This window comes from Sphingopyxis sp. GW821-FHT12F08 (genome assembly GCF_058806755.1).
This window is the reverse complement of the sequence record NZ_JBXAQA010000006.1, coordinates 327,211-347,650: the sequence shown is the minus strand read 5'-3', so window position 1 is coordinate 347,650 and position 20,440 is coordinate 327,211. Positions and strand designations below refer to the sequence as shown.

The following is a 20,440-nucleotide window of genomic DNA, read 5'->3' as shown; positions in this document are numbered from 1 at the left end:
GTCAAGCGCCTCCTTGTCCGTAATAGGTGCCGAAGCGGCGGCCGCCGGGCGAATATTTGACCCCGTTGAGCAGCAGCTGGATGTGCGGGCAGGCGCCCATGAGGCCGATCGCGTCGCGGAGCGCGCTTTCGAGCGTCTCGTCGGCGCGCACGACCATGATCAGCTGGCCGACATGCCCAGCGAGCACCGCGGCGGGCGAAGCGGCGAGCACCGGCGGCGAATCGAGGATGATGATGCGGCCCGGAGCCCCCTGCTCAAGCTGCGCGAGCAAGGCCTCGGTGCGCGCCGAAGCGAGCAATTCGGTGTCGTGCATATGCGCCGTGCCGGCGGGCATCACCTTGAGCCCCGCGATGTCGGTCTGGATCAGGCAGTCGCCGAGCGGCAGATGCGGGTCGGCGAGCGCGTCCATCAGCCCGGGACCGTTTTCGAGCCCGAGCGCTTCGAGCACGCTGGGCTTGGCGATGTCGGCGTCGATCAGCAGGACGTCATGGTCGGTTTCAACCGCGAGGCTGAGGGCGAGATTGACCGCTGAAAAGGTCTTGCCCTCGCCCGGGTTCGCCGAGGCGATCAGCACGCGGTGGCCGCGCGGCAGCACGGGACGGCCGGGACCGCCGGCGAAGTTGCGGATGATCTCGCGCTTCACGATGCGATATTCTTCGCTGATCCCGCTGACCGCGGCGCCGGGCACCACCATGCCGCGCGCCGCCAGCTTGTCGCGGTCGATCGTTCCCTGACGCATCGGCACGATCGCCGGCGCGGCCTTGGCGATGTCCTTGCGCGGCGAGATTTTGGGCGCGGGTTCGACGACGGGCGCGGGCTCGATGATCGGATCGAGGATTTCGGCCTTGGGCGCTTCCGCGGCCGCTTCGGGAGCGGGGTCGGGCTGCGCCTTCTTCGCCTTGGCCTTTTTCTCGGGCTCGGGCGGCAGGCTCGACAGGTCGATCGTCGGCGCGCCAGCGGCGGGATCGGTGCCGAACATGTCGGCGGCGCGTTCGAGCAGCGAGGGCGTGCGCTTGACGGGGCGGTGTTCGTTCATGTCATTACCCCTCAGGCGACCATGCCGCGCTGGACGAATTCGGCGACGAGCAGCAGCAGGAACAGCGCCACCAGCGCGCCGCCGCCCCCCGCGAGCCAGACGAGCCTCTTCTTGCGTTCGACGTGGCGCTCGGGGGTCACGACCTCGGTGATCGAGCCGATCACGGGGAGGCCGCTGGCGCGTTCGAGCTTCGCCGCGGTGGCGTAGCTGGTGCGCACCTGGCCGAGGCCGAAGGCGGTGCCGATGCCGCCGCCGATGCCGGCGAACAGGACGAGCGTCAGGAACAAAGGCCGGTTGGGCGCCGAGGGCGCGGTCGGCTTCGTCGGCGGATCGATCAGGTCGATCTTGATCGAGTCGGTCTCGGTCTGCACCTCGCCGCGCAGGCGCACCTGCTCGCGCTGCGCCATCAGCCGGTCATATTGCGCCTTGAGCGCTGTATATTCGCCGTTGATCCGCTCATATTCGGACGCGACGCCGGGGTTCTGGATCTGCGCGGCCGTGATCTGCGCGATGTCGTTCGACAGCTGCGCCTTGCGCGCCGACAGCGCGCTGACGGTCGCCTGGCGCTCGGCGCGCATCGCGGCAAGCGTCGCATAGGCGGGATTCTGCGCGTTGCCGCCGCCCCCGCCGCCGGTGCCTTCGCGGTCGGCCATGGCTTTGAGCGACGCGATCTGGCTCTTGAGCGCGACGACGTCGGGGTGCGCATCGGTCAGCCCCCGCGCGCGCATCGACGAGAGTTCGGCCTGCGCGCCCGCGAGCTGCTGGCGCGCGACGCCGCCGCCCGTGGCGTTGAGGCCGGGGACGTTGATCGTTGCAGGCGTGGTCGCCATCTGTCCGTTCGCCGCCGCGAGCGCGCCCTGCGCCGCGGCAAGCTGGGTCTCGATCTGGCCGAGTTCGGCGCGCGCCTGGTCGATGCGCTGGCCGGGCGAGCCAGTGCCGCTGGAGATGAGGCCGATATTCTTCGCCTCGAAGGCGGCGCGGCGCGCCTCGACCTCGCCCAGCGCCTTTTCGCGGTCGGCAAGCTGGGCATCGAGGAATTTGAGGCCCTCGCGCGCGGTCATGCGCCCGCCGCGGAGCTGCTCGTCGCGGAAGACGGTGATCAGGCTGTCGAGCACGCCCGAGGCGAGCCTGGCATTGTCGGCGTCCGACAGGCTGCCGACCCCGATGCTCGAGGTGATCTCGAAGATATTATCCTGCTGGGGGACGACCTTGATATTCTTCTGCAGCGCGGCGACGGCGCCGGCCTTTTCGCGCTCGCCCGCGCCCGCGGGGATCATGCCGGTGGTGATCGCGACCTTTTCCAGGTTGCGCGCGCTGGTCAGCGTCTCGCGGATCTGGTCGATGCGCGCGCGGTCGGCATAGGGGCCCGACTGCGCGTCGGCGGGGATGATCTCGTTGATGTCGACGAGCAGGCGCGCGCGCGAATCATAGCGGTTGGGGATCGACGCGATCACCAGCCAGCCGAGGATGCAGATCCCCCAGGCGACGCCGAGCACCAGCCAGCGGCGCGTCCAGACGCTGTGCAGCGCCACCCGGAATTCGTCGTAAAGGCCGTTCATTGTCTCGTGTCAGTCCTTGGCAATCGAGAGGGTCTTCGCGGGAGTGGCGCCGGGGCGCGTCAGAACATGCTTTCGGGGATGATGATCACGTCGCCGGGCTGCAGCTTGACGTTCGCCTTGATGTCGCCGCGCTTGATCAGGTCGTTGAGGCGCAGCGCATATTCCTGCTGCTTGCCCGTGCCCTTGTCGTGGCGGACGAGGCGCGCCTTGTTGCCCGCGGCATATTCGCCGAGCCCGCCGACCGCGATCATCGCGTCGAGCACGGTCATGTTCGCGCGGAACGGGATCGAGGCGGGCTTTTCGGTCGCGCCGACGACGCGCACCTGCTGCGAGAAAGTGCTGTTGAAGCTGGTGACGATCACGCTGACGATCGGGTCGGTGATATATTGGCTGAGCTGGAGCTTGAGGTCCTGCTGCAGCATCGTCGGGGTCTTGCCGACCGCGGGCATGTCGGTGATCAGCGGGGTGGTGATGCGGCCGTCGGGGCGCACCTGGACCTTGCCGCCGAGTTCGGGATTGCGCCATACGAAGATCTGGAGCTCGTCGAGCGGGCCGATGATATATTCCTCGCCGGGGCCTTCCTGGCTCTGGACGAAGTTCGCGCTGGGAAGCTGCGGCGCGGCGCTGCCGCCGCCCATGCAGCCGGTGAGCGCGGTCGCGGCGATGCCGGAGACGAGGGCCACGCGCGCGGCGCGAAGGGCGGGGGAGGACGTCGTCATCAAATCACCTTTCCTGCGGGCAGGGGCAGCGCCGCGGGCTAAATGCCCGGGACGAAAGCCAATGCGTCAGGATCAGCGATGACGGAAAAGGGTGAATATACCGTTAGTAGTCGGCCAGGTTTACACCGCGCTCGTCGCGATCTGTTCCGGGGCGGGACAGAAATGGGCTTTTGCCGTGCCCTCCCCCTCGATGGGGGAGGCAGCGAGACTTGGAAGCTTGCTTCCTAGTCGCAGCGGTGGGGGTGTGGTCTCGGTCTGAACCGACGGTGCAAGGACGCACCATCACCCTCATCCAACTCCGTCTAATCGAGGGAGAAGGAAATCAGACCAGCATCTCCCGCGCCGGCCCCTGCCCGAGGAAGGCCGAGGGGCTGGCGGTGGCACCATAGGCACCCGCCTGGAAGATCGCGACGAGGTCGCCGACGTCGCCGCGCGGGAGCGCGACCTGGTCGCCGAGGCGGTCCAATGGCGTGCAGAGGCAGCCGACGACCGATACCGTCTCGACCGGATCGGCGCCGAAACGGTTCGCCAGCGCGATCGGATAGTTACGGCGGATCACCGTGCCGAAATTGCCGCTCGCGGCGAGCTGGTGGTGGAGGCCGCCGTCGGTGACGAGGAAGGTCTCGCCATGGCTGGTCTTCCGGTCGACGACGCGCGTGAGATAGACCCCCGCCTCGGCGACGAGCCAGCGGCCGAGTTCCATCGCGAAGCGGCTCGCACCGAGCATCGGGTCGCGCGCGGAGAGCGTTTTCGCCAGCGCGTCGCCGACCGCCTTGGCATCGACCGCGACGTCGCCGGGGAAGTAAGGCACGCCCATGCCGCCGCCGAGGTTGACGAGCGGCGGGACAGCGCCCGCCTCATTCGCGAGCCGCGCCGCGAGCGCGACCGTCTGCACCTGCGTGTCGGCGATGGCCGCGGCATCAAGTGCCTGCGATCCCGCGAAAATATGGAAACCCTGCCAGTCGGCGCCGGCGCCCAACAGGCGGCGGACGAGCGCGGGCACTTCGGCGGCGTCGACCCCGAAGGGCTTGGCGCCGCCGCCCATCTTCATCCCCGATCCCTTCAAGTCGAAGTCGGGATTGACGCGCACCGCGAGCCGCGGGGTCACCCCGAGCCGCGCACCGATCGCGAGTGCGCGTTCGCCCTCGCCCGCCGATTCGAGGTTGAGCGTCGCGCCGGCCTTGATCGCGGCTTCGAGTTCGCGGTCGCGCTTGCCGGGGCCCGCAAAGCTGATGTGCCCCGCCGCCATGCCGCTCGACCGCGCGGCCTGCAGCTCGCCCCCCGAGGCGACGTCGAGCCCGTCGACCATCGCCGCCATATGGCCGAGCAGCGGGCCATAGGGGTTGGCCTTCATCGCATAATGGAGCTGGACCTCGGCGGGCATCGCGGCGCGCCATTCGGCGACGCGCGCGGTCAACATCTGCGAGTCATAGACGAAGAGCGGCGTGTCGCCCGCTTCCTCGACGAGCTCGTCGGCGCGGCGGCCCCCGATCAGCAGCATGCCGTCGGCGTCGGCGGCAAAGCCGGGCGGGATCGGACCGTGCGGCTTCATGCTGCCACCTTCCAGCCCGCGGCGATCGCGACGCGGTCGAGCTTGCCATTGGGGTTGCGCGGCAGCTCGCTGCGCCATTCGATCGCCTGCGGCTGCATGAAATTGGGCAGGTTGGCTTTCAGATAGGCGGCGAGCGCGTCGCGGTCGGCGTCGCCCTTGCCGCGCACGATCAGGACGATCGCGGCGCCGAGCCGTTCGTCGGGGATACCGAAAGCGACCGCCTCGAAAATCTGGCCCGAGGCGACTGCGACATCCTCGACCTCGGTCGGGCTGACGCGGTTGCCTGCGGTCTTGATCATCGCATCATCGCGGCCGACGAAATAAAGCAAGCCGTTGGCGTCGCGGCGCACCGTGTCGCCCGACCACACCGCCATGCCGCCATAGGCCGAGGCACGCGGCGCGGGCCTGAAGCGCAAAGCAGTTCGTTCTACATCCTGCCAATAGCCCTGCGCGACGAGCGGCCCGCAATGGACGAGTTCGCCGGGTTCCTCATCGGCGGTGATCGTACCGTCGGGGCGGCAGATCAGGATTTCGGCGTGCGGGATAGCGCGGCCCATCGAGGTCGGATGAGCGGCGACGAGCTTGGGCTCGAGGAAGGTCGAGCGGAAGGCTTCGGTGAGGCCGTACATCGGATAGATATCGGCGTTGGGGAAGGTCGCTGCCATCGCGTCGATCAGCGACGGGGTGAGCGCTCCGCCGCTGTTGGTCAGGCGCCTGAGGTGCGCCGCAGTCTCGGCAGGCCAGTCGCTTTCGACGAGTTGCACCCAGAGCGGCGGCACTCCGGCGAGCGCCGTGGCGCCATGCCGCGCGACCGCCTTCACGACGTCGCGCGGCGTGAGATAGTCGAGCGGCGCGACCGCGGCGCCGGCATACCAGGTCGAGAGCAGCTGGTTCTGGCCGTAATCGAAGCTGAGCGGCAGCACCGCGAGGATGCGGTCGGCGGGGACGAGCTTTAGATAGGAGGCGACGCTTTCGGCGCCGAGCCAGAGATTGGCGTGGCTGAGCATCACCCCCTTGGGGCGTCCGGTCGAACCGCTGGTGTAAAGGATGGCCGCTAGGTCGCCGGGCTCGGCGAGCGACGGCGGAAGCCCCTGCCCGCCCGAATCGATGACCTCCTCGGCGATCTTGATATCCTGCACGACGCAGTCGATGGGCAGGCCGTCGCCGAGCGTGTCCGACCGCGCGGCGTTGGTGACGAGCAGCTTGGCGCCGCTGTCGGTCAGGATATGCGCGACCTGCGGCGCTTTCAGCAGCGGGTTCACCGGCACATGGATCAGCCCCGCGCGCGCCGCAGCGAGCGGCATCAGGCAGGCGAGCCGCGTCTTGGCGCTCCAGCTCGCGACGCGCTCGCCGGGGCCACCCGTCTGTTCGAGCAACCACGAGGCGAGGCGGCCGACGCCGGCGTCGAGCTCGCCGAACGTCATGACCTTGTCGCCGGTCAGCAGCGCGGGCGCATCGACCGCGCCGCAGCGGGCGAGATGGTCGATCGGGCGCGACGATGGGCTTGGCGGGTCGGTCATCGGTTCTTTAGGACTGGGTGATAGAGCGCCAGCCTATGCAAGGGAACGGTGAACATCGCGCTAATGATGAAGCCGGGCTGCCCGCGGACGCGCGCGCGGCCGGCTCCGCGTCGCCGTTCGACCGCGCTTCGTGGTTCGACCTGCTCGCCGCGCACGGTTTTGCAGGTGAAGGGCGGGTCGATACGCAGGGAAGCGCGGAGCCGGTGACCGCCTGGCTGCCGCTGCGCCGCGATCGTGCGGGGCAATTTAGCGGGCTCACCAACTGGTACAGCTTTTCGATCCGGCCGCTCTTCACCGGCGAAGGTGATCGCAAGGCCGCAATGCGCAGCCTGTTCGCGAACGTCCGGAAACGCGCCGCGCGGCTGACGCTTTATCCCGTGCCCGACGCCGAACAGGCGGAGCTTTCGGCGGCGCTGCGCAGCGCCGGCTGGTGGATGAAGGCCACCGCGGCGGGCGACCGCCATTGGCTCGACCTCGACGGCATGAGCCACGACGACTGGTGGGAAAGCCGCCCCGGCGCGCTCAAGAACACCGTCAAGCGCAAGGCCAAGAAGGGCGTGGTCGATCTCCAGCTGTTGACCGAATATGATCCGGGCAGCTGGGCCGCCTATGAAAGCATCTATGCCGCGAGCTGGAAGCCCGAGGAGGGCGACCCCGCGCTGCTGCGCGCCTTTGCCGAGAGCGAGAGCCGGCGCGGGACGTTCCGCATGGGGATCGCGCGGATCGAGGGCATCCCGGTCGCGGCGCAGTTCTGGACGGTCGAGGACGGCACCGCCTTCATTCACAAGCTGGCGCATGTCGAGGACAGCCTCAAAGCCTCGCCGGGGACGCTGCTGTCGGCGGCGCTGTTTCGCCATGTGATCGAGGTCGATGGCGTCGCGCGCGTCGATTTCGGCACCGGCAACGACGGCTACAAGAAGGACTGGATGAACCGGCACGAGCCGCTGTGGCGATTGGAGGCTTTCAATCCGGCGCGCATCGCGGCATGGGGGCCCGCGATAAAGACTTTTGCGCGCTCGAAGCTGGGGCGCGAGTGAGGACGCGATGACCGATACCCCCGCCGCCACCGTAGACGCGACGCTGCGCGCGCTGCTCGCCGACATTTTGGGCCTAGGCGAGGTCCGTGCCGCGGCGCTGACCGAGGAGAGCGGGTTGTTCGGCGAACTGCCCGAATTCGACTCGATGGCGGTTGCGACGGTCCTGACCGAAATGGAAGATCGTCTCGGCATCATCATCGACGACGACGAGATCGACGGCGAGATTTTCGAAACCTATGGCAATTTGCTGGCCTTTTCGCTGCGCAAAGTGACCGGCTGATATCGTCCGGGCGCGCATGGGCGAACATCTTCTGCGCATAGAGCCCGCCGGCGCGCCACGCGCGACCGTGCTGATCGTCCCGCCGCTCTTCGAGGAAGCGAACCGTGCGCGCCGCACGCTGGCGCTGGCGATGCGCGCGCTCGCGGCGCGCGGGTTCGCGGCGGCGATGCCCGATTTGCCGGGGCAGAACGAGAGTTTGGTCGCGCTGGAGGATGTCGACCTTGCCGGGTGGCAGGCAGCGCTGGCGGCGGCTGCCGCGGAGATCAGCGGGCCCTTGCTCGTCGCGTCGGCGCGCGGCGGAGCGTTGATCGATCATCGGGTGAAGGCATCGGCCTGGTGGCGACTCGCCCCGGTCGGTGGCTCATTGCTGCTGCGCACGCTCCTGCGCGCGCGGGTGTCGGCAGATCGCGAGGCGGGGGTCACGTCGTCGCTGGAAAGCCTGACCGAGACGGCGAAGAGCGAACCCCTGCTGCTCGCGGGCAACCGGCTTTCGCCTGCAATGATCGCGCAGCTGGGCAGCGCCGAGGTTCAGCCGGTCGAGCCGCTGCGCAGCGTCGCGCTCGGCGCCGACGGAATCGCGGGCACGCCCCTGTGGCTGCGCGCCGAACCGGGCGAGGATGCGGCGATGGCCGAGGCGATCGCCGAGGATATTACGGCTTGGGGGGCGGCATGCGGCGTCAGCTGAGCTTCGTCTGCGAGGGCGCGGCGCTCGCCGCGACGCTCGACGAGGCGCCAGGAACGAGCGGACTTTTGATCGTGTCGGGCGGCAACGAGATCCGCAGCGGCGCGCATCGCGGCATGGCGGTACTGGCGCAGCGCGTGGCCGAGGCGGGGCATCCGGTGCTGCGCTTCGACCGCCGCGGGATCGGCGACAGCGAGGGCGACAATGGCGGCTACCGGTCGAGCGGGCCCGACATCGCCGCGGCGGTTGCCGCCTTTCGCGAAGCCGCCCCGCAGGTGACGCTCGTGACGGCGTTCGGCAATTGCGACGCGGCGAGCGCGCTGCTGCTGCACCAGCCGCAGCCGTTGGACGGGCTGATCCTCGCCAATCCCTGGACCTATGAGGACGAGTGCGGCGACGGCGAGGAAACCGACCCACCCACCCTGCCCCCGGCCTCGGCGATCCGCGCGCGTTATCTGGCGCGGCTGAAGGACCCTCGAAGCCTGCTGCGGCTGGTGAAGGGCGAAGTCGATTTCAGGAAACTCGCGAGGGGGCTGGCAGCAATCGGGAAGAAACCGGCGGCGCCGGCGTTCGGGAGCCTGGCCGACGAACTCGATGCGGCGCTGGCGGACGTCTTCTTCCCGGTGACGATATTACTCGCGACGGGGGACCGGACGGCGCAGGCGTTCATGGAGAAGCTCGCGCCGTCGCTGGCTTATATCGAGGCGAAACCGGGGTCGATCCGGGTCGAGCGGCTGGCGAGCCCGTCGCACAGCTTCGCGGGGGACGATGGCGAGTGGCTGGCGGGGCGAATTTTGGCGGCGCTCAGCTAGAAATATTTTCGCGCAGAGGCGCAGAGATCGCAGAGAAGAAGAAATTGTTCACGCGGAGACGCGGAGAGGATTGCCCACCCCGTTCGTGCTGAGCTTGTCGAAGCACAGTCCTTCTCCTACCCCGAAGAGAAGAACGGTCCTTCGACAAGCTCAGGGCGAACGGATCTTGGTTATCTCCGCGGCGCCGCGGCGCCGCGTGAACCAAATCCTCTGCGACCTCTGCGCCTCTGCGCGAATCTTTTCCCACCTAGGCGTCAGGCATCCACCATCGCGTGATACTCCGCCTCGGCCAAAAACCGCTCTGCATCCAGCGCGGCCATGCAGCCCATGCCCGCCGCGGTCACTGCCTGGCGGTAGACCTTGTCGGTCACGTCGCCGGCCGCGAACACGCCCGGGATCGAAGTCAGCGAGGTGCCCGGGGTGATCTCCAGATAGCCGTCGGCGTCGAGCGGGAGCTTGCCCTTGAACAACTCGGTCGAGGGGCTGTGGCCGATCGCGACGAAGCCGCCGTCGGTCGGCTCGTGGCTCGCCGCACCGGTGACGGTGTCGATCAGGTCGACGCCGACGAGCCCCGACACGCCCTCGCCCGCGACGAAGCGGTCGACCTTCTTGTTCCAGAGCACCTTGATCTTGGGGTTGGCAAACAGCCGGTCCTGCAGGATCTTTTCGGCGCGGAGATGATCGCGGCGGTGGATCAAGGTCACATCGTCGCTGTGGTTGGTGAGGTAGAGCGCTTCCTCGACCGCGGTGTTACCGCCGCCGATCACCACGACCTTCTTGCCGCGATAGAAGAAGCCGTCGCAGGTCGCGCAGGCCGAGACGCCCTTGCCGCCGAGTTCCTGCTCGCCCGCCACCCCGAGCCATTTGGCCTGCGCGCCGGTCGCAATCACGAGGGTTTCGGCGAGATAGACGTCGCCGCCGTCGCCGGTGAGCTTGAACGGGCGCGCCGACAGGTCGACGTCGACGATCGTGTCCCAGATCATGCTGGTGCCGACATGCACCGCCTGCGCGGTCATCTGCTCCATCAGCCACGGGCCCTGGATCACCTCGGCATAGCCGGGGTAATTTTCGACGTCGGTGGTGATGGTGAGCTGGCCGCCGGGCTGAAGCCCCTGCACGACGATCGGCATCATGCCCGCGCGCGCCGCGTAAATGGCGGCGGACAGGCCCGCGGGGCCGGAGCCGAGGATGAGCATCTTGGTTTCGTGGATGGCGGGCATGGTCGTCTTTCTATCCCTGTGGCGGAGCGCACAGATGGGTGTTGCCAATCGCGCTAGCAAGGGACAGGCTGCAGGCCAAGGGGAGTGTGCCGCGATGGCGAGCTGGTGGGAGAGACATGGCGTACCGCGATTGATCAAATGCGCCTGTTCGCAGGGGCAGATCATGAAGGTGCGCAGCAAGATCGTGCCGCATGCGGCGGGCGACATACTCGAGCTTGGCTGTGGCGGCGGGATCAACATGGAATTCTACGATGGGGCCCGCGTGAAGAGCTTCACCGGGCTCGACCCCTCGCCCGAATTGCTGGCGATGAGCCGCGCGGCGGCGGCGGCGCACGGGATCAATGCCGATATCCAGACCGGGGTCGGCGAGGCGATGCCGTTCGGGGACGCGCGCTTCGACACGGTGGTGACGACCTTCACCCTCTGCTCGGTCGCCGAACAGAAAGCGGTGCTGAGCGAAATCCGGCGGGTGCTGAAGCCCGGCGGCACCGCGCTGTTCCTCGAACATGGCGGCGCCCCCGATCCGGGGGTCGCCAAATGGCAGCGGCGGATCGAACCGCTGTGGAAGCGCATCGGCGGCAATTGCCACCTCACGCGGCCTATTTCGGACGCCTATGCCGCGGCGGGCTTCGCGGTCGAGCGGCAGGGTGCGCACTATATGCCCAAGACGCCGCGGCCCTTCGGCTGGGTCGAATATGGCGCCGCCCGGCCGCACTGACCACGAAAGGACAGCGAGATGACGCGTTTCTTTCTACCCCTCTTGGCTCTCTTCCTGCTGCTGGCACCGGCCAGCGCCGAGGCGCGCAAGGTCGCACTGGTGATCGGCAACACCAGCTACGCGCATGCGAGCGCGCTCGCGAACCCCGCCAACGACATCAGGATCGTTGCCGACGCCGCGAAACAGGCGGGGTTCGACGAGGTCGTCGTCGCGACCGATCTCACAAACCAGGCCTTCCAGAACAGCATGCGCGATTTTCGCGCCAAGGCGAACGGCGCCGACGTCGCGATGGTCTATTTCGCGGGGCACGGGATCGAGGCGCAGGGCAAGAACTGGCTGCTCCCCACCGACGCGAAGCTCGAATCGGACCTCGACCTGCCCTATGAGGCGATCGAGCTCGACCGGCTGATGGAGGCGGTGTCGGGCGCGCAGATCCGCATGGTCGTGCTCGACGCGTGCCGCAACAATCCCTTCGGCAGCAAATGGCGCTCGGGCACGCGCGCGGTGGCGCGCGGCATGGCGGGGGTCGAGGCCGACGATGTGCTCGTGATCTTCGCCGCCGCGCCGGGGCAGACCGCGAGCGACGGCACAGGCGCGAACAGCCCCTTTGCGCTAGCGCTCGCGCGGCGGCTGCCCGAGGCCGACCTGCCGGTACAGCTGCTCGGCGGGGCGATCCGCGACGATGTGCTCGCGGCGACGGGGGGCAACCAGCGGCCCTTCGTCAGCGCGAGCATCACCGGCACGCCGGTCTATCTGGTGCCGCGCACTGTGCCGACGCTCGTCGCCGCAGCGCCGGCGGTGCCCACCGGCGACCGCACCGCGAGCGAGGAGATTTTCTGGAAGGGCGCGCTCGCCGAAAGCAGCGTGCGCGCGTTCAGCGCCTATCTGTCGGAATTTCCGAGCGGGCGTTATGCCGGCGATGCGTCGGATGCGATCGCGCGGCTGCTGACGCCGAGCGCCGACGGCGGCGGGCTGCGTGGCGGCAAATATCGTGTGTCGGACATCGTCATCGAATGCGTGAAGGTCACGGGTTTTCTCGGGCTGCCCGACCAACTGTTCCTGCGCTTCGGCGGCAGCAAGCGCTTTCCCGAAAGCAAGAAGGACAGCTACACGATGAAAAAGGGCCAGCGCTGGGTGGTGCCGCGCAGCTTCGATTTCGACGGCAATTCGACGGTGCAGCTGCTCGAGGACGACGATGTCGGCGGGAACGACATCCTCGGCACGATCGACCTCGAGCCGCGGGTGGGGAATTTTACGCGCACGATCAACGGGGATCGGAGCGAATATAAGGTGACGTATCGGGTGAGCGCGGAATGAGACCTTGAGATCCTCCCCGTTCCGGGGAGGATCGCCTCAGTCTATTCCTTCTCCCCCACCTCGACCAGACCGTGCCCGACGCTCACGCGCTCGTCGAAGACGAAGCAGCTGCCGTGCCAGCGGCTTGTCGCCGCGGGCACCTGTTCGAGATAGGCGAGGATGCCGCCCTTGAGGTGCACGACATCGTCGATGCCTTCGCTGCGGAGATATGCCGTCGATTTTTCGCAGCGGATGCCGCCGGTGCAGAACATCGCGATGCGCTTGCCGGCAAATTCGTCGGCATGCTCGCGCCACCAGCCGGGGAAGTCGCCGAAGCTCTTCGTCTGCGGGTCGATCGCGCCGTCGAAGCTGCCGTAACCGACCTCGAAGCCGTTGCGCGTATCGATCACGACCGTATCGGGATCGGCGATCACCGCGTTCCAGTCGGCGGGCGCAACATAGCGGCCGACGTCGCGCGACGGGTCGATGCCGGGTATCTTCATCGTCACGATTTCCTTCTTCAGCCGCACCTTCAGCCGCTGGAAGGGCATGGCGGCGGCGGCCGAATATTTGACGTCGAGGTCGGCGCAATCGGGCAGCGCGCGGATATGCGCGATGACCGCGGCGATGCCGGATTCGGGGGCGGCAATGGTGCCGTTGATGCCTTCGCGGGCGAGCAGCAGCGTGCCCTTGACGCCGTTTGCGGCGCAGAGGTCGAGCAGGGGCTGGCGCAGCGCGGCGGGGTCGTCGAAGGGCGCGAAGCGGTAGAGGGCGGCGACGGTGAAGGTCATGATCGGCCGCCCATAGCCGTTCAGGCGCGCGAGGGCAGCGCCATTTTTATCTCACGCAAAGACACAAAGAGGGCAGTTCCTACCGGAAGCAGCGCGACGCAATCGCGCGAAGCGCTTTTTTTTGTCGCCTGCGGCGACAAGCTTCGATTGCTGGGGCAGCGCGACCTCATTTGTGTCTTTGTGTGAGACCTTCTTTCTCTCTTCGTGCCTTTGCGCCTTTGCGTGAGACAAAATCAAAACCGCCCTCGCGGCCCCGCCCTACCCGAACGGATCGCCCCGCCCCGTCGCATATTGCGCCATCGCCATCGTGGTCCATTGCGCGTTGACGCGGATGCAGCTGGGAAAAACGCTGGCGTCGGTGACCAGCACATTGGTCGTCCCGTGAACGCGGCATTCGGGGTCGACGATGCCATATTGGGGGTTCTCGTTGATCGCATTGCCGCCGTGCGGGTGGCTGCTCGACAGCGTCAGATCATCCTGCTGCTTGATCTCGCGATGGAAAAATTCGTCGATATCCTCGCCGCGGGCGATCGTCTTGCCGCTGGCGAGCGCGGGATAGCATTCGACCGCCCCCGCGGCGAAATGGACCTTGGTCAAGGTCGCCATCGCGTCGCGCAGCACCGGCAGATCGTCCTCAACGTCGAGGCGGAAGTTGAGCTTGCCGTCGACCACCTGCCCGCGCCGGTCGGCGGGGAAGAGGATGCCCGCAGAATGGACGCGGCTGAAATTCTTCATCCGCTGGGCATGGGTGCCGAACCAGCCGGGCATCAGCGACGCCATCGCCATCGGCGGCTGGAAATGGCTTTCGAGCAGATATTTACCGCAGTCGACATAGCTCGACATCTGGTCCTCGTCCCACGCATTGCCGCCGACGCCATCGGGCATCAGCGCCACGACGGGCGAGGCGACGTTGAGCGAGATCTGGTAGCCGGTGCCCTCGATGCCGCTGGCGTCGAGCAGCTTCGACGAGGCGATCGTGCCGCCCGCGACGACCACGCCGACGCGCACGCGAACGATGCGTTTCGACCCGTCGGGCATCACCAGCCGCACCGCCTCGGCCTCAAGCTTGCCGTTTGCCGCCTCCTGCCAGAGAATCTCCTCGGCCTTGGTTTCGGCCAGGATGCGCGCTCCATGGTCGCGGCACGCTGCGGGCAGATAGGTCTGCGCCATCCCCATGCGCCGCCCATAGGGGCAGCCCGAGTTGCAATAGCCGCAATAGGCGCAGGCATTGGGGGTATTCGGCGGCCCGAAATTCTTGTCGAACCAGTCGGTGATCGCGCGCTTTTCGCACGGGTCGGTCGACGCGGCGGCATGCGCGTGCCAGCCGCCCAACAGGTGCGTGCCATTGTGACGCCCGCTGCGCGGTTCGGCGCGCGCGATGCCGAGCTTCGCCTGCACCGCGTCGTAACTCGCATGAAACGCGGCGGCGTCGATCGGCGCGCCGATGCTCGCCCATTTGGCCAACACGTCGGGCGCGTCGGGATGCGTCCGCCCGGGCTCGTTGATGCGCAGGCAGATGCCGTTGTTGACCGTCGATGAGCCGCCGACGCAGCGCCCCTGGAAGATCACGAAATCGCTGTTGGTCGTGGTCTGCACCCCGCCATGCTTGTAGAGCGCAGCGATCATCTCGAGCTCGTGATGGGTGATGCGCGGCGAGGGATAGAAGGGTCCCGCCTCGACGATCAGCACCTTATAGCCCTGCGCCGCGACATTATGCGCCGCGACCGCGCCGCCCGCGCCCGATCCGATCACGACGACGTCATATTCGTCGGCGAGCGTCGCGGCGTCGAGGATATGGTCGGCGTGGATTTCGCGCCCCGCGACGTCTTCGATCTCGAGTTCGGGCGGGACGATGCGGTCGCGGAACTTGGGCAGGGTGAAGCCGATCTGGGCATGCACCGGGTTCGTCTTGTTGGCGACCTGCCCGGCGTCGCGCGGCTGGTCGCCGCCCTGCCAATAGCCGTAATAGCAGGCGTAGATGATCCCGCGCAGCCGCGCCATGTCCTGGAACAGGTCGAAGTCGCTGTTCTGCAGGCGATTCGCCACGCGTTCGGCGCGGGTTTCGACCTCGAGTTCGACGAACACCGGCCCCAGCGCCAGCTCGGTCATGTCGAGCGAGAATTGCAGCTCGTCGAGCTTGGTCCCGCCGACCTTGCCGAACAAGGTCGCGACATTCTGAACGACGTCGTCGGCGGTGATGACCATGTCGACGTCGTGGAACAGCGCCTCGGTCAGCGTCTTCAGAAATTTGAGTTGCCCGAAATTGAACGGTGCCGTCATCGCCCTGCCCCCCTACTGTCCCTCACCCCAGATGCGGGCCTATAAGGAGGAAAAGCAAGGCGGTATTGTACCGGAACGGCAGCTATACTTCGCCCTCGAACATATCCTCGCGCCAGGCCGCGCGATCCGTCTCGCCGCGGGGCGAGGCGAGATAGCGGCTCCACGCCGCGCTTTCGTGCGCGACGATGCCGAGCTCCCATACACAGAAGGTCGGGCGCACGACCCCGGCGGCGGGCGGATAGGCGGGATCGAAGGCTTCGAAGGCGGTCATATCGCCCATGCGGTACCACACCGCCTCCCACAATTCGTTCGAACCGCGCCACACCGAGGCGAGCAGGAAGTGGAAATCGGCGCCGCAGCGGTGGAGGATGACGAAGCCGCAATCGCCCTCGGTTATGTCGGCGGCGGCGGGCGCGGCGAACCAGGCGTCGGCCTGCGCGGCCACCGTGTCGGGCACCGGCGCATCGGGGGCGGTCAGGTGGTAGAGCTTGAGCGCCGCGCCCCCTGCCTCGCGTAGGCCCGCGAAGCGCGCGTGCTTGGCATAGTGGCGATAGGCGGGATCGACAGCGGCGGACATGGCGAACTCCTTTTTGTTCGTTCTATGTTCTAATTGCTGCCATCGATGCTGGCAAGCGCTCAGGCGGCGTCGCGTGCCGCCTTGAGGAACAGCCCGGCCGACAGCAGCCACAGCGCGGCGAAGAGGCTCGTTCCGAGCACCGCCTCGTAAAGCCCCGCCGCGCCCGCCGAACCGAGCCCCGCCGCGAGCGCCGCGACGCCGATGCCGACCTGCACCACCGCGACCGCGGCCATCGTGCGCGCCATGCCCGCGGCGCGATATTTGCCGATCGCCGCGCCGACGATCGCGACGAGCAGCACCGCGGCGAAGAGCAGGTTCCAGACATTGCCCTCGTCGCCGAGGAAGCCGACCGCGCCATTGACCCACACGAGCAGCAGCCCCGCGAGCAGGCCGACCGCGGCGCCCGCGCGATAGAAGATGTTGCGGCTCATCCGCACCGCGACCTCGAAGCCGCAGCCGACGGTGCCGAACATCGCGCCGGCGACGAGGAAATCGCCGGCCGTCCACATCACCCCGTCGGTAAACCGCATCGCGACCAGCGGCACCGCGAGCAGCGCGAGCGCCCCGCCCCAGCCGATCAGCCGCCAGGGCATGCCGCCGCGCTTGCCCGTTTCGTTCGTCATAACGCTCATGAAAGCCTCCCGGAAAATGGAGGCCATGCCGTGCCCACCGCCGCGGGTGAGCGTCATGAGCGAAAGCTGAGCAATCGCTGAAAAGCGCGGGCTCAGCGCACCGCGACGGTCAGGTGGCCGATGCCCGCTATATGTTCGAGCCGGTCGCGGACCGCGGCGCAGGGCAGCGCGCCCTCAACCTCGACGATCGCGGCGTGCGCGCCGGGGCCGACGCGCCAGACGTGGAGGTCGACGAGGCGCACGCCGTCCATCGCCGCGACCTCGCGCTGGACCGCGTCGGCGATGCGCCCGTCGGTCTCGTCGAGCAGCACCGCGGCGGTGTCGCGCATCAGGCTCCACGACCAGCGCGCGATGACGATCGCCCCGACGATGCCCATCGCGGGGTCCATCCAGCGCATGCCGAGATAGCGCCCCGCGAGCAGCGCGGCGATCGCGAGCACCGAGGTCAGCGCATCGGCGAGCACATGCAGATAGGCCGAGCGGAGATTATTGTCGTGGCCATGCGCGTGGTGGCGATCATGGCCATGATGGTCGTGATCATGCTGGTGGCCATGGTCGCGCCCGCCCATCAGCAGCAGCGCGCTGACGATGTTCACCGCCAGGCCGATGACGGCGACCAGTGTCGCGCTGGCGAAATCGACGCGTTCGGGATCGATCAGCCGCAGCACCGATTCGACCGCGATGCCGATCGCGAACAGGCCGAGGATCAGCGCCGAGGCGAAGCCGGTGAGGTCGCCGACCTTGCCCGTCCCGAAGCTGTAGCGCGGATTGTCGCGGTGGCGCTTGGCATAACCATAGGCGACCGCCGCGAGACCCAGCGCGCCGGCGTGCGTCGCCATATGGAAGCCGTCGGCGAGCAACGCCATCGACCCGGTAACATAGCCCGCGACGATCTCGCCGACCATCATCACCGCGGTCAGCGCGACAACCCACAGGGTGCGCCGCGCATTGTCGTCGTGCGACGCGGCGAGGAAGTCGTGATTGTGCGGCGCGGCGGTCATGCGCTTCAATCGAATAGTATTTTGCCGCGTAACGCAAGGCGTGTCGGGTCGGGGTGGGTCGGCGGGGCAGCTCTTCTTGCGAGCAGTCAGGTGCCGAAGGTCACCAGCCCGCGCGCGTCAATCGTCCACGCCGGGTTCCAGGCGATTTCCCAAGCGTGGTCGTCGGGATCGGCGACATAGCCGCGAAAACCGCCGGGCGGCGGCGCATCGGGCGCGCGCAGCAGGGTACCCCCGGCGGCGAGGAGCCGGTCGATCGCGGGCTGCACCTCGGCCTCCGAGCCGACATTGTGCGCGAGCGAAAAGGCGCTGGGACGCCGGAGCCCGCTGCGGTTCATGTCGGTCTCGAGCGCGGGCTGGAGGAAGGTGCCGAGCATCAACCCGTTCATCTGATAGAAGATGATCTCCTCATTCTCGAACACCGGCGCCCAGCCGAAACCCTCGACATAGAAACGCCGCGATGGCGCAAGCGCGGCGACGCCCAGAGTGATGACCGAGATTTGCTGCTGCATGCGACGGCTCCTTTGCTGCGCCAACGCGGCGCGGCGAAGGGCGTTCCGGTCAGGCCCCCGCCTTCCTCTTCCGGCGATAGGCATGCAGCAACGGCTCGGTGTAGCCCGACGGCTGCACCACGCCCTCGAAGATCAGCGCACGGGCGGCCTGCCAGGCGATGCCGTCGGGGGTCAGTACCTCATACAGCGGGTCGCCCGCGTTCTGCGCGTCGACCTTGGCCGCCATGCGCGTCAGCGCGGCGTCGACCTGTGCCTCGCTGCACACGCCGTGGAGCAGCCAGTTGGCGAGCGCCTGGCTGGCAATCCGCAAGGTCGCGCGGTCCTCCATCAGCCCGACATCGTCGATATCGGGGACCTTCGAGCAGCCGACCCCCTGGTCGATCCAGCGCACGACATAGCCCAAAATGCCCTGGCAATTATTGTCGAGCTCGCGGGTGATCTCGGCCGCGCTCCAGTTGCGCCCCGTCGCGACCGGGATGTTCAGCAGCCGGTCCAGCGACGGCACCGCCTCGCCCGCGATCTCCTTCTGCCGCGCGAAGACATCGACCATGTGATAGTGCAGCGCGTGCAAGGTCGCCGCGGTCGGCGACGGCACCCACGCGGTGTTCGCGCCCGATTTCGGATGGCCGATCTTCGCCTCGAGCATCGCTTTCATGAGGTCGGGCATCGCCCACATGCCCTTGCCGATCTGCGCCTTGCCCGAAAGCCCGCAGGCGAGGCCGATACGCACATTGCGATCCTCGTAGCTAGCGATCCAGTCGCTCGCCTTCATCTCGCCCTTGGGGATCATCGGCCCCGCGCGCATCGAGGTGTGGATCTCGTCGCCGGTGCGGTCGAGGAAGCCGGTGTTGATGAAGACGATGCGGTCCTTCACCGCATGGATGCACGCGGCAAGGTTCGCGCTGGTGCGGCGCTCCTCGTCCATCACCCCGACCTTGATCGTGTGGCGCGCGAGGCCGAGCATATCCTCGACCGCGTCGAACAGCCGGTTCGTGAAGCCGCATTCCTCGGGCCCATGCTGCTTGGGCTTGACGATATAGATGCTGCCCGCGCGGCTGTTCTTCAGGTCGCCGAGGCCCTTCAGATCGTGGAGCGAACAGAGGCTGGTGAACACCGCGTCGCAAATCCCCTCGGGCACTTCGCTGCCGTCGGCGAGCCGGACCATCGGGGTCGTCATCAGATGGCCGACATTACGCACGAACATCACGCTGCGGCCCGGCAGGACGAGATTTTCGGCCGCGGGTGTGACCCAGTAGCGGTCGGGCTCCATCGCGCGGGTGACGGTCTCGCCGCCCTTGTCGAAGCGCTCGACGAGATCGCCGCGCATCAGCCCGAGCCAGTTGGCATAGCCGAGGACCTTGTCCTCGCCGTCGACCGCCGCGACACTATCCTCAAGGTCGATGATCGTCGTCAGCGCCGCCTCGAGCCGCACGTCGGCGATGCCCGCGGGATCGGTCTTGCCGATCGGATGCGTCAGGCTGCGCACGACATGGATGTGCAGGCCGTTGTGGCGCAGCAGGAAATCACTGTCCATCTTGCCCGCGAGCTGCGCGGAATCGGCGAGCTCGAGAACCTTGCCGTCCCAATCGGCCCACGAACCCGACGCCAGCGGCACCGTTTCGTCGAGGAACGCCTTGGCGCGCGCGATCACCGCCGCACCGCGCTCCGCATCATAGCCGCCGGGCTTCGCCGGCGGTGCGGCGAGCGCGTCGGTGCCGTAGAGCGCGTCGTAAAGGCTGCCCCAGCGCGCATTGGCGGCGTTGAGCGCGAAGCGCGCGTTCAGCGCGGGCACGACGAGTTGCGGCCCCGCCATCGTCGCGATCTCGGGATCGACGTTCGTCGTGCCGACCTGAAACGGCGCGGGTTCGGGCGCCAGATAGCCGATGTCGCGAAGGAACGCCTGATAAGCAGCAGCGTCATGCGGCTGTCCGGCCCGGGCCTCGTGCCAAGCGTCGATCTGCGCCTGCAAATCCTCGCGCTTCGCGAGCAGCGCCGCATTTTCGGGAGCGAACCTGCCGAGCAGCGCCGCGAAGTCGCTCCAGAATTTGTCGGCGTCGAGCCCGGTTCCGGGCAGCGCGCGATCCTGCACGAAATCGACCAGCCGCGCATCGATCGACAGCCCGTGGCGGTCCAGAAATTCGGTCATTTAAGTACCCTTTGGTTCGGCGCGTTCGCGCCTGTTGGTCCGGGGAGGAAAGGGTGCCGCCCTATGCCGCGAA

General features: G+C 67.8%; 19 protein-coding genes. 6 read left to right on the top strand and 13 right to left on the bottom strand.

Annotation, left to right across the window (positions count from 1 at the left end):
• Position 1: 1 nt before the first annotated feature.
• The 5 genes from AC1RNQ_RS17770 to AC1RNQ_RS17750 all read right to left on the bottom strand — a co-directional run bounded on the left by AC1RNQ_RS17770 (position 2) and on the right by AC1RNQ_RS17750 (position 6,386).
• Positions 2–1,036 carry a P-loop NTPase gene (locus AC1RNQ_RS17770; RefSeq protein WP_493173231.1) on the bottom strand — a complete coding sequence of 345 codons (1,035 nt, stop codon included), beginning with the start codon at positions 1,034–1,036 and terminating at the stop codon, positions 2–4.
• Between the two features lie 11 nt (positions 1,037–1,047).
• Positions 1,048–2,595, bottom strand: coding sequence for an XrtA system polysaccharide chain length determinant (locus AC1RNQ_RS17765; protein WP_493173229.1), 1,548 nt, complete (start codon positions 2,593–2,595; stop codon positions 1,048–1,050).
• A gap of 59 nt (positions 2,596–2,654) precedes the next feature.
• Positions 2,655–3,314 (bottom strand): XrtA/PEP-CTERM system exopolysaccharide export protein, encoded by a 660-nt coding sequence (locus AC1RNQ_RS17760; RefSeq protein WP_493173227.1) that lies wholly within the window; start codon positions 3,312–3,314, stop codon positions 2,655–2,657.
• Positions 3,315–3,636: 322 nt separating this feature from the next.
• Positions 3,637–4,866, bottom strand: a complete 1,230-nt coding sequence (locus tag AC1RNQ_RS17755) for a pyridoxal-dependent decarboxylase, exosortase A system-associated (RefSeq protein WP_493173226.1) — start codon at positions 4,864–4,866, stop codon at positions 3,637–3,639.
• Positions 4,863–6,386, bottom strand: a complete 1,524-nt coding sequence (locus AC1RNQ_RS17750) for an acyl-CoA ligase (AMP-forming), exosortase A system-associated (RefSeq protein ID WP_493173224.1) — start codon at positions 6,384–6,386, stop codon at positions 4,863–4,865. The genes AC1RNQ_RS17755 and AC1RNQ_RS17750 overlap by 4 nt, the downstream gene beginning before the upstream one ends.
• Positions 6,387–6,589: 203 nt before the next feature.
• On the opposite strand from AC1RNQ_RS17750, the gene AC1RNQ_RS17745 reads away from it, so the two are divergent.
• Genes AC1RNQ_RS17745 through AC1RNQ_RS17730 form a run of 4 tightly spaced genes read left to right on the top strand, consistent with a single transcriptional unit; the run spans position 6,590 to position 9,197 of the window.
• Entirely contained in the window at positions 6,590–7,423 is an 834-nt protein-coding gene (locus AC1RNQ_RS17745; RefSeq protein ID WP_493173222.1) for a GNAT family N-acetyltransferase, read from the top strand.
• Between the two features lie 7 nt (positions 7,424–7,430).
• Entirely contained in the window at positions 7,431–7,703 is a 273-nt protein-coding gene (locus AC1RNQ_RS17740) for a phosphopantetheine-binding protein (RefSeq protein WP_493173220.1), read from the top strand.
• A gap of 16 nt (positions 7,704–7,719) precedes the next feature.
• A complete protein-coding gene (locus AC1RNQ_RS17735; RefSeq protein ID WP_493173219.1) occupies positions 7,720–8,388 on the top strand; it encodes a hypothetical protein in 669 nt (222 codons plus the stop codon).
• Positions 8,373–9,197 (top strand): hydrolase 1, exosortase A system-associated, encoded by an 825-nt coding sequence (locus AC1RNQ_RS17730; RefSeq protein ID WP_493173217.1) that lies wholly within the window; start codon positions 8,373–8,375, stop codon positions 9,195–9,197. The genes AC1RNQ_RS17735 and AC1RNQ_RS17730 overlap by 16 nt, the downstream gene beginning before the upstream one ends.
• 254 nt (positions 9,198–9,451) lie before the next feature.
• Here the strand turns inward: AC1RNQ_RS17730 and trxB are convergent, their stop codons facing one another.
• The gene (gene trxB, locus AC1RNQ_RS17725; protein WP_493173215.1) at positions 9,452–10,417 is read right to left on the bottom strand and encodes a thioredoxin-disulfide reductase; all 966 of its coding nucleotides are present in this window, start codon (positions 10,415–10,417) and stop codon (positions 9,452–9,454) included.
• Between the two features lie 94 nt (positions 10,418–10,511).
• Here trxB and AC1RNQ_RS17720 point away from each other — a divergent pair, with 94 nt between their 5' ends.
• Both AC1RNQ_RS17720 and AC1RNQ_RS17715 read left to right on the top strand, forming a co-directional pair.
• Complete coding sequence (locus AC1RNQ_RS17720) at positions 10,512–11,135, top strand: class I SAM-dependent methyltransferase (RefSeq protein ID WP_493173213.1); 624 nt, start codon at positions 10,512–10,514, stop codon at positions 11,133–11,135.
• Positions 11,136–11,153: 18 nt separating this feature from the next.
• On the top strand, positions 11,154–12,452 hold the full coding sequence (locus tag AC1RNQ_RS17715) for a caspase family protein (protein ID WP_493173211.1): 1,299 nt from the start codon (positions 11,154–11,156) through the stop codon (positions 12,450–12,452).
• Between the two features lie 41 nt (positions 12,453–12,493).
• Here AC1RNQ_RS17715 and trhO read toward each other — a convergent pair whose 3' ends face one another.
• The 7 genes from trhO to AC1RNQ_RS17680 all read right to left on the bottom strand — a co-directional run bounded on the left by trhO (position 12,494) and on the right by AC1RNQ_RS17680 (position 20,367).
• The gene (gene trhO / locus AC1RNQ_RS17710; protein ID WP_493173209.1) at positions 12,494–13,222 is read right to left on the bottom strand and encodes an oxygen-dependent tRNA uridine(34) hydroxylase TrhO; all 729 of its coding nucleotides are present in this window, start codon (positions 13,220–13,222) and stop codon (positions 12,494–12,496) included.
• A 258-nt stretch (positions 13,223–13,480) separates the two neighbouring features.
• Positions 13,481–15,502, bottom strand: coding sequence for a GMC family oxidoreductase N-terminal domain-containing protein (locus tag AC1RNQ_RS17705; RefSeq protein ID WP_493173207.1), 2,022 nt, complete (start codon positions 15,500–15,502; stop codon positions 13,481–13,483).
• Positions 15,503–15,584: 82 nt separating this feature from the next.
• Positions 15,585–16,079, bottom strand: a complete 495-nt coding sequence (locus AC1RNQ_RS17700) for a hypothetical protein (RefSeq protein WP_493173205.1) — start codon at positions 16,077–16,079, stop codon at positions 15,585–15,587.
• Between the two features lie 59 nt (positions 16,080–16,138).
• Entirely contained in the window at positions 16,139–16,711 is a 573-nt protein-coding gene (locus AC1RNQ_RS17695) for a hypothetical protein (RefSeq protein WP_493173203.1), read from the bottom strand.
• Positions 16,712–16,803: 92 nt separating this feature from the next.
• Positions 16,804–17,712, bottom strand: a complete 909-nt coding sequence (gene dmeF, locus AC1RNQ_RS17690; protein ID WP_493173201.1) for a CDF family Co(II)/Ni(II) efflux transporter DmeF — start codon at positions 17,710–17,712, stop codon at positions 16,804–16,806.
• A gap of 86 nt (positions 17,713–17,798) precedes the next feature.
• Positions 17,799–18,221: a VOC family protein gene (locus AC1RNQ_RS17685; RefSeq protein WP_493173199.1), complete on the bottom strand. Its 423-nt coding sequence runs from the start codon at positions 18,219–18,221 to the stop codon at positions 17,799–17,801.
• Between the two features lie 49 nt (positions 18,222–18,270).
• Positions 18,271–20,367 (bottom strand): malate synthase G, encoded by a 2,097-nt coding sequence (locus AC1RNQ_RS17680; RefSeq protein WP_493173197.1) that lies wholly within the window; start codon positions 20,365–20,367, stop codon positions 18,271–18,273.
• Positions 20,368–20,440 lie beyond the last annotated feature (73 nt).

What these genes read in the sequence shown, in the direction of transcription:
- AC1RNQ_RS17770 (WP_493173231.1), bottom strand. Translation starts at nt 1,036, where the DNA reads ATGAACGAACACCGCCCCGTCAAGCGCACGCCCTCGCTGCTCGAACGC.
- AC1RNQ_RS17765 (WP_493173229.1), bottom strand. Translation starts at nt 2,595, where the DNA reads ATGAACGGCCTTTACGACGAATTCCGGGTGGCGCTGCACAGCGTCTGG.
- AC1RNQ_RS17760 (WP_493173227.1), bottom strand. Translation starts at nt 3,314, where the DNA reads ATGACGACGTCCTCCCCCGCCCTTCGCGCCGCGCGCGTGGCCCTCGTC.
- AC1RNQ_RS17755 (WP_493173226.1), bottom strand. Translation starts at nt 4,866, where the DNA reads ATGAAGCCGCACGGTCCGATCCCGCCCGGCTTTGCCGCCGACGCCGAC.
- AC1RNQ_RS17750 (WP_493173224.1), bottom strand. Translation starts at nt 6,386, where the DNA reads ATGACCGACCCGCCAAGCCCATCGTCGCGCCCGATCGACCATCTCGCC.
- AC1RNQ_RS17740 (WP_493173220.1), top strand. Translation starts at nt 7,431, where the DNA reads ATGACCGATACCCCCGCCGCCACCGTAGACGCGACGCTGCGCGCGCTG.
- AC1RNQ_RS17735 (WP_493173219.1), top strand. Translation starts at nt 7,720, where the DNA reads ATGGGCGAACATCTTCTGCGCATAGAGCCCGCCGGCGCGCCACGCGCG.
- AC1RNQ_RS17730 (WP_493173217.1), top strand. Translation starts at nt 8,373, where the DNA reads ATGCGGCGTCAGCTGAGCTTCGTCTGCGAGGGCGCGGCGCTCGCCGCG.
- trxB (WP_493173215.1), bottom strand. Translation starts at nt 10,417, where the DNA reads ATGCCCGCCATCCACGAAACCAAGATGCTCATCCTCGGCTCCGGCCCC.
- AC1RNQ_RS17720 (WP_493173213.1), top strand. Translation starts at nt 10,512, where the DNA reads ATGGCGAGCTGGTGGGAGAGACATGGCGTACCGCGATTGATCAAATGC.
- AC1RNQ_RS17715 (WP_493173211.1), top strand. Translation starts at nt 11,154, where the DNA reads ATGACGCGTTTCTTTCTACCCCTCTTGGCTCTCTTCCTGCTGCTGGCA.
- trhO (WP_493173209.1), bottom strand. Translation starts at nt 13,222, where the DNA reads ATGACCTTCACCGTCGCCGCCCTCTACCGCTTCGCGCCCTTCGACGAC.
- AC1RNQ_RS17705 (WP_493173207.1), bottom strand. Translation starts at nt 15,502, where the DNA reads ATGACGGCACCGTTCAATTTCGGGCAACTCAAATTTCTGAAGACGCTG.
- AC1RNQ_RS17700 (WP_493173205.1), bottom strand. Translation starts at nt 16,079, where the DNA reads ATGTCCGCCGCTGTCGATCCCGCCTATCGCCACTATGCCAAGCACGCG.
- AC1RNQ_RS17695 (WP_493173203.1), bottom strand. Translation starts at nt 16,711, where the DNA reads ATGAGCGTTATGACGAACGAAACGGGCAAGCGCGGCGGCATGCCCTGG.
- dmeF (WP_493173201.1), bottom strand. Translation starts at nt 17,712, where the DNA reads ATGACCGCCGCGCCGCACAATCACGACTTCCTCGCCGCGTCGCACGAC.
- AC1RNQ_RS17685 (WP_493173199.1), bottom strand. Translation starts at nt 18,221, where the DNA reads ATGCAGCAGCAAATCTCGGTCATCACTCTGGGCGTCGCCGCGCTTGCG.
- AC1RNQ_RS17680 (WP_493173197.1), bottom strand. Translation starts at nt 20,367, where the DNA reads ATGACCGAATTTCTGGACCGCCACGGGCTGTCGATCGATGCGCGGCTG.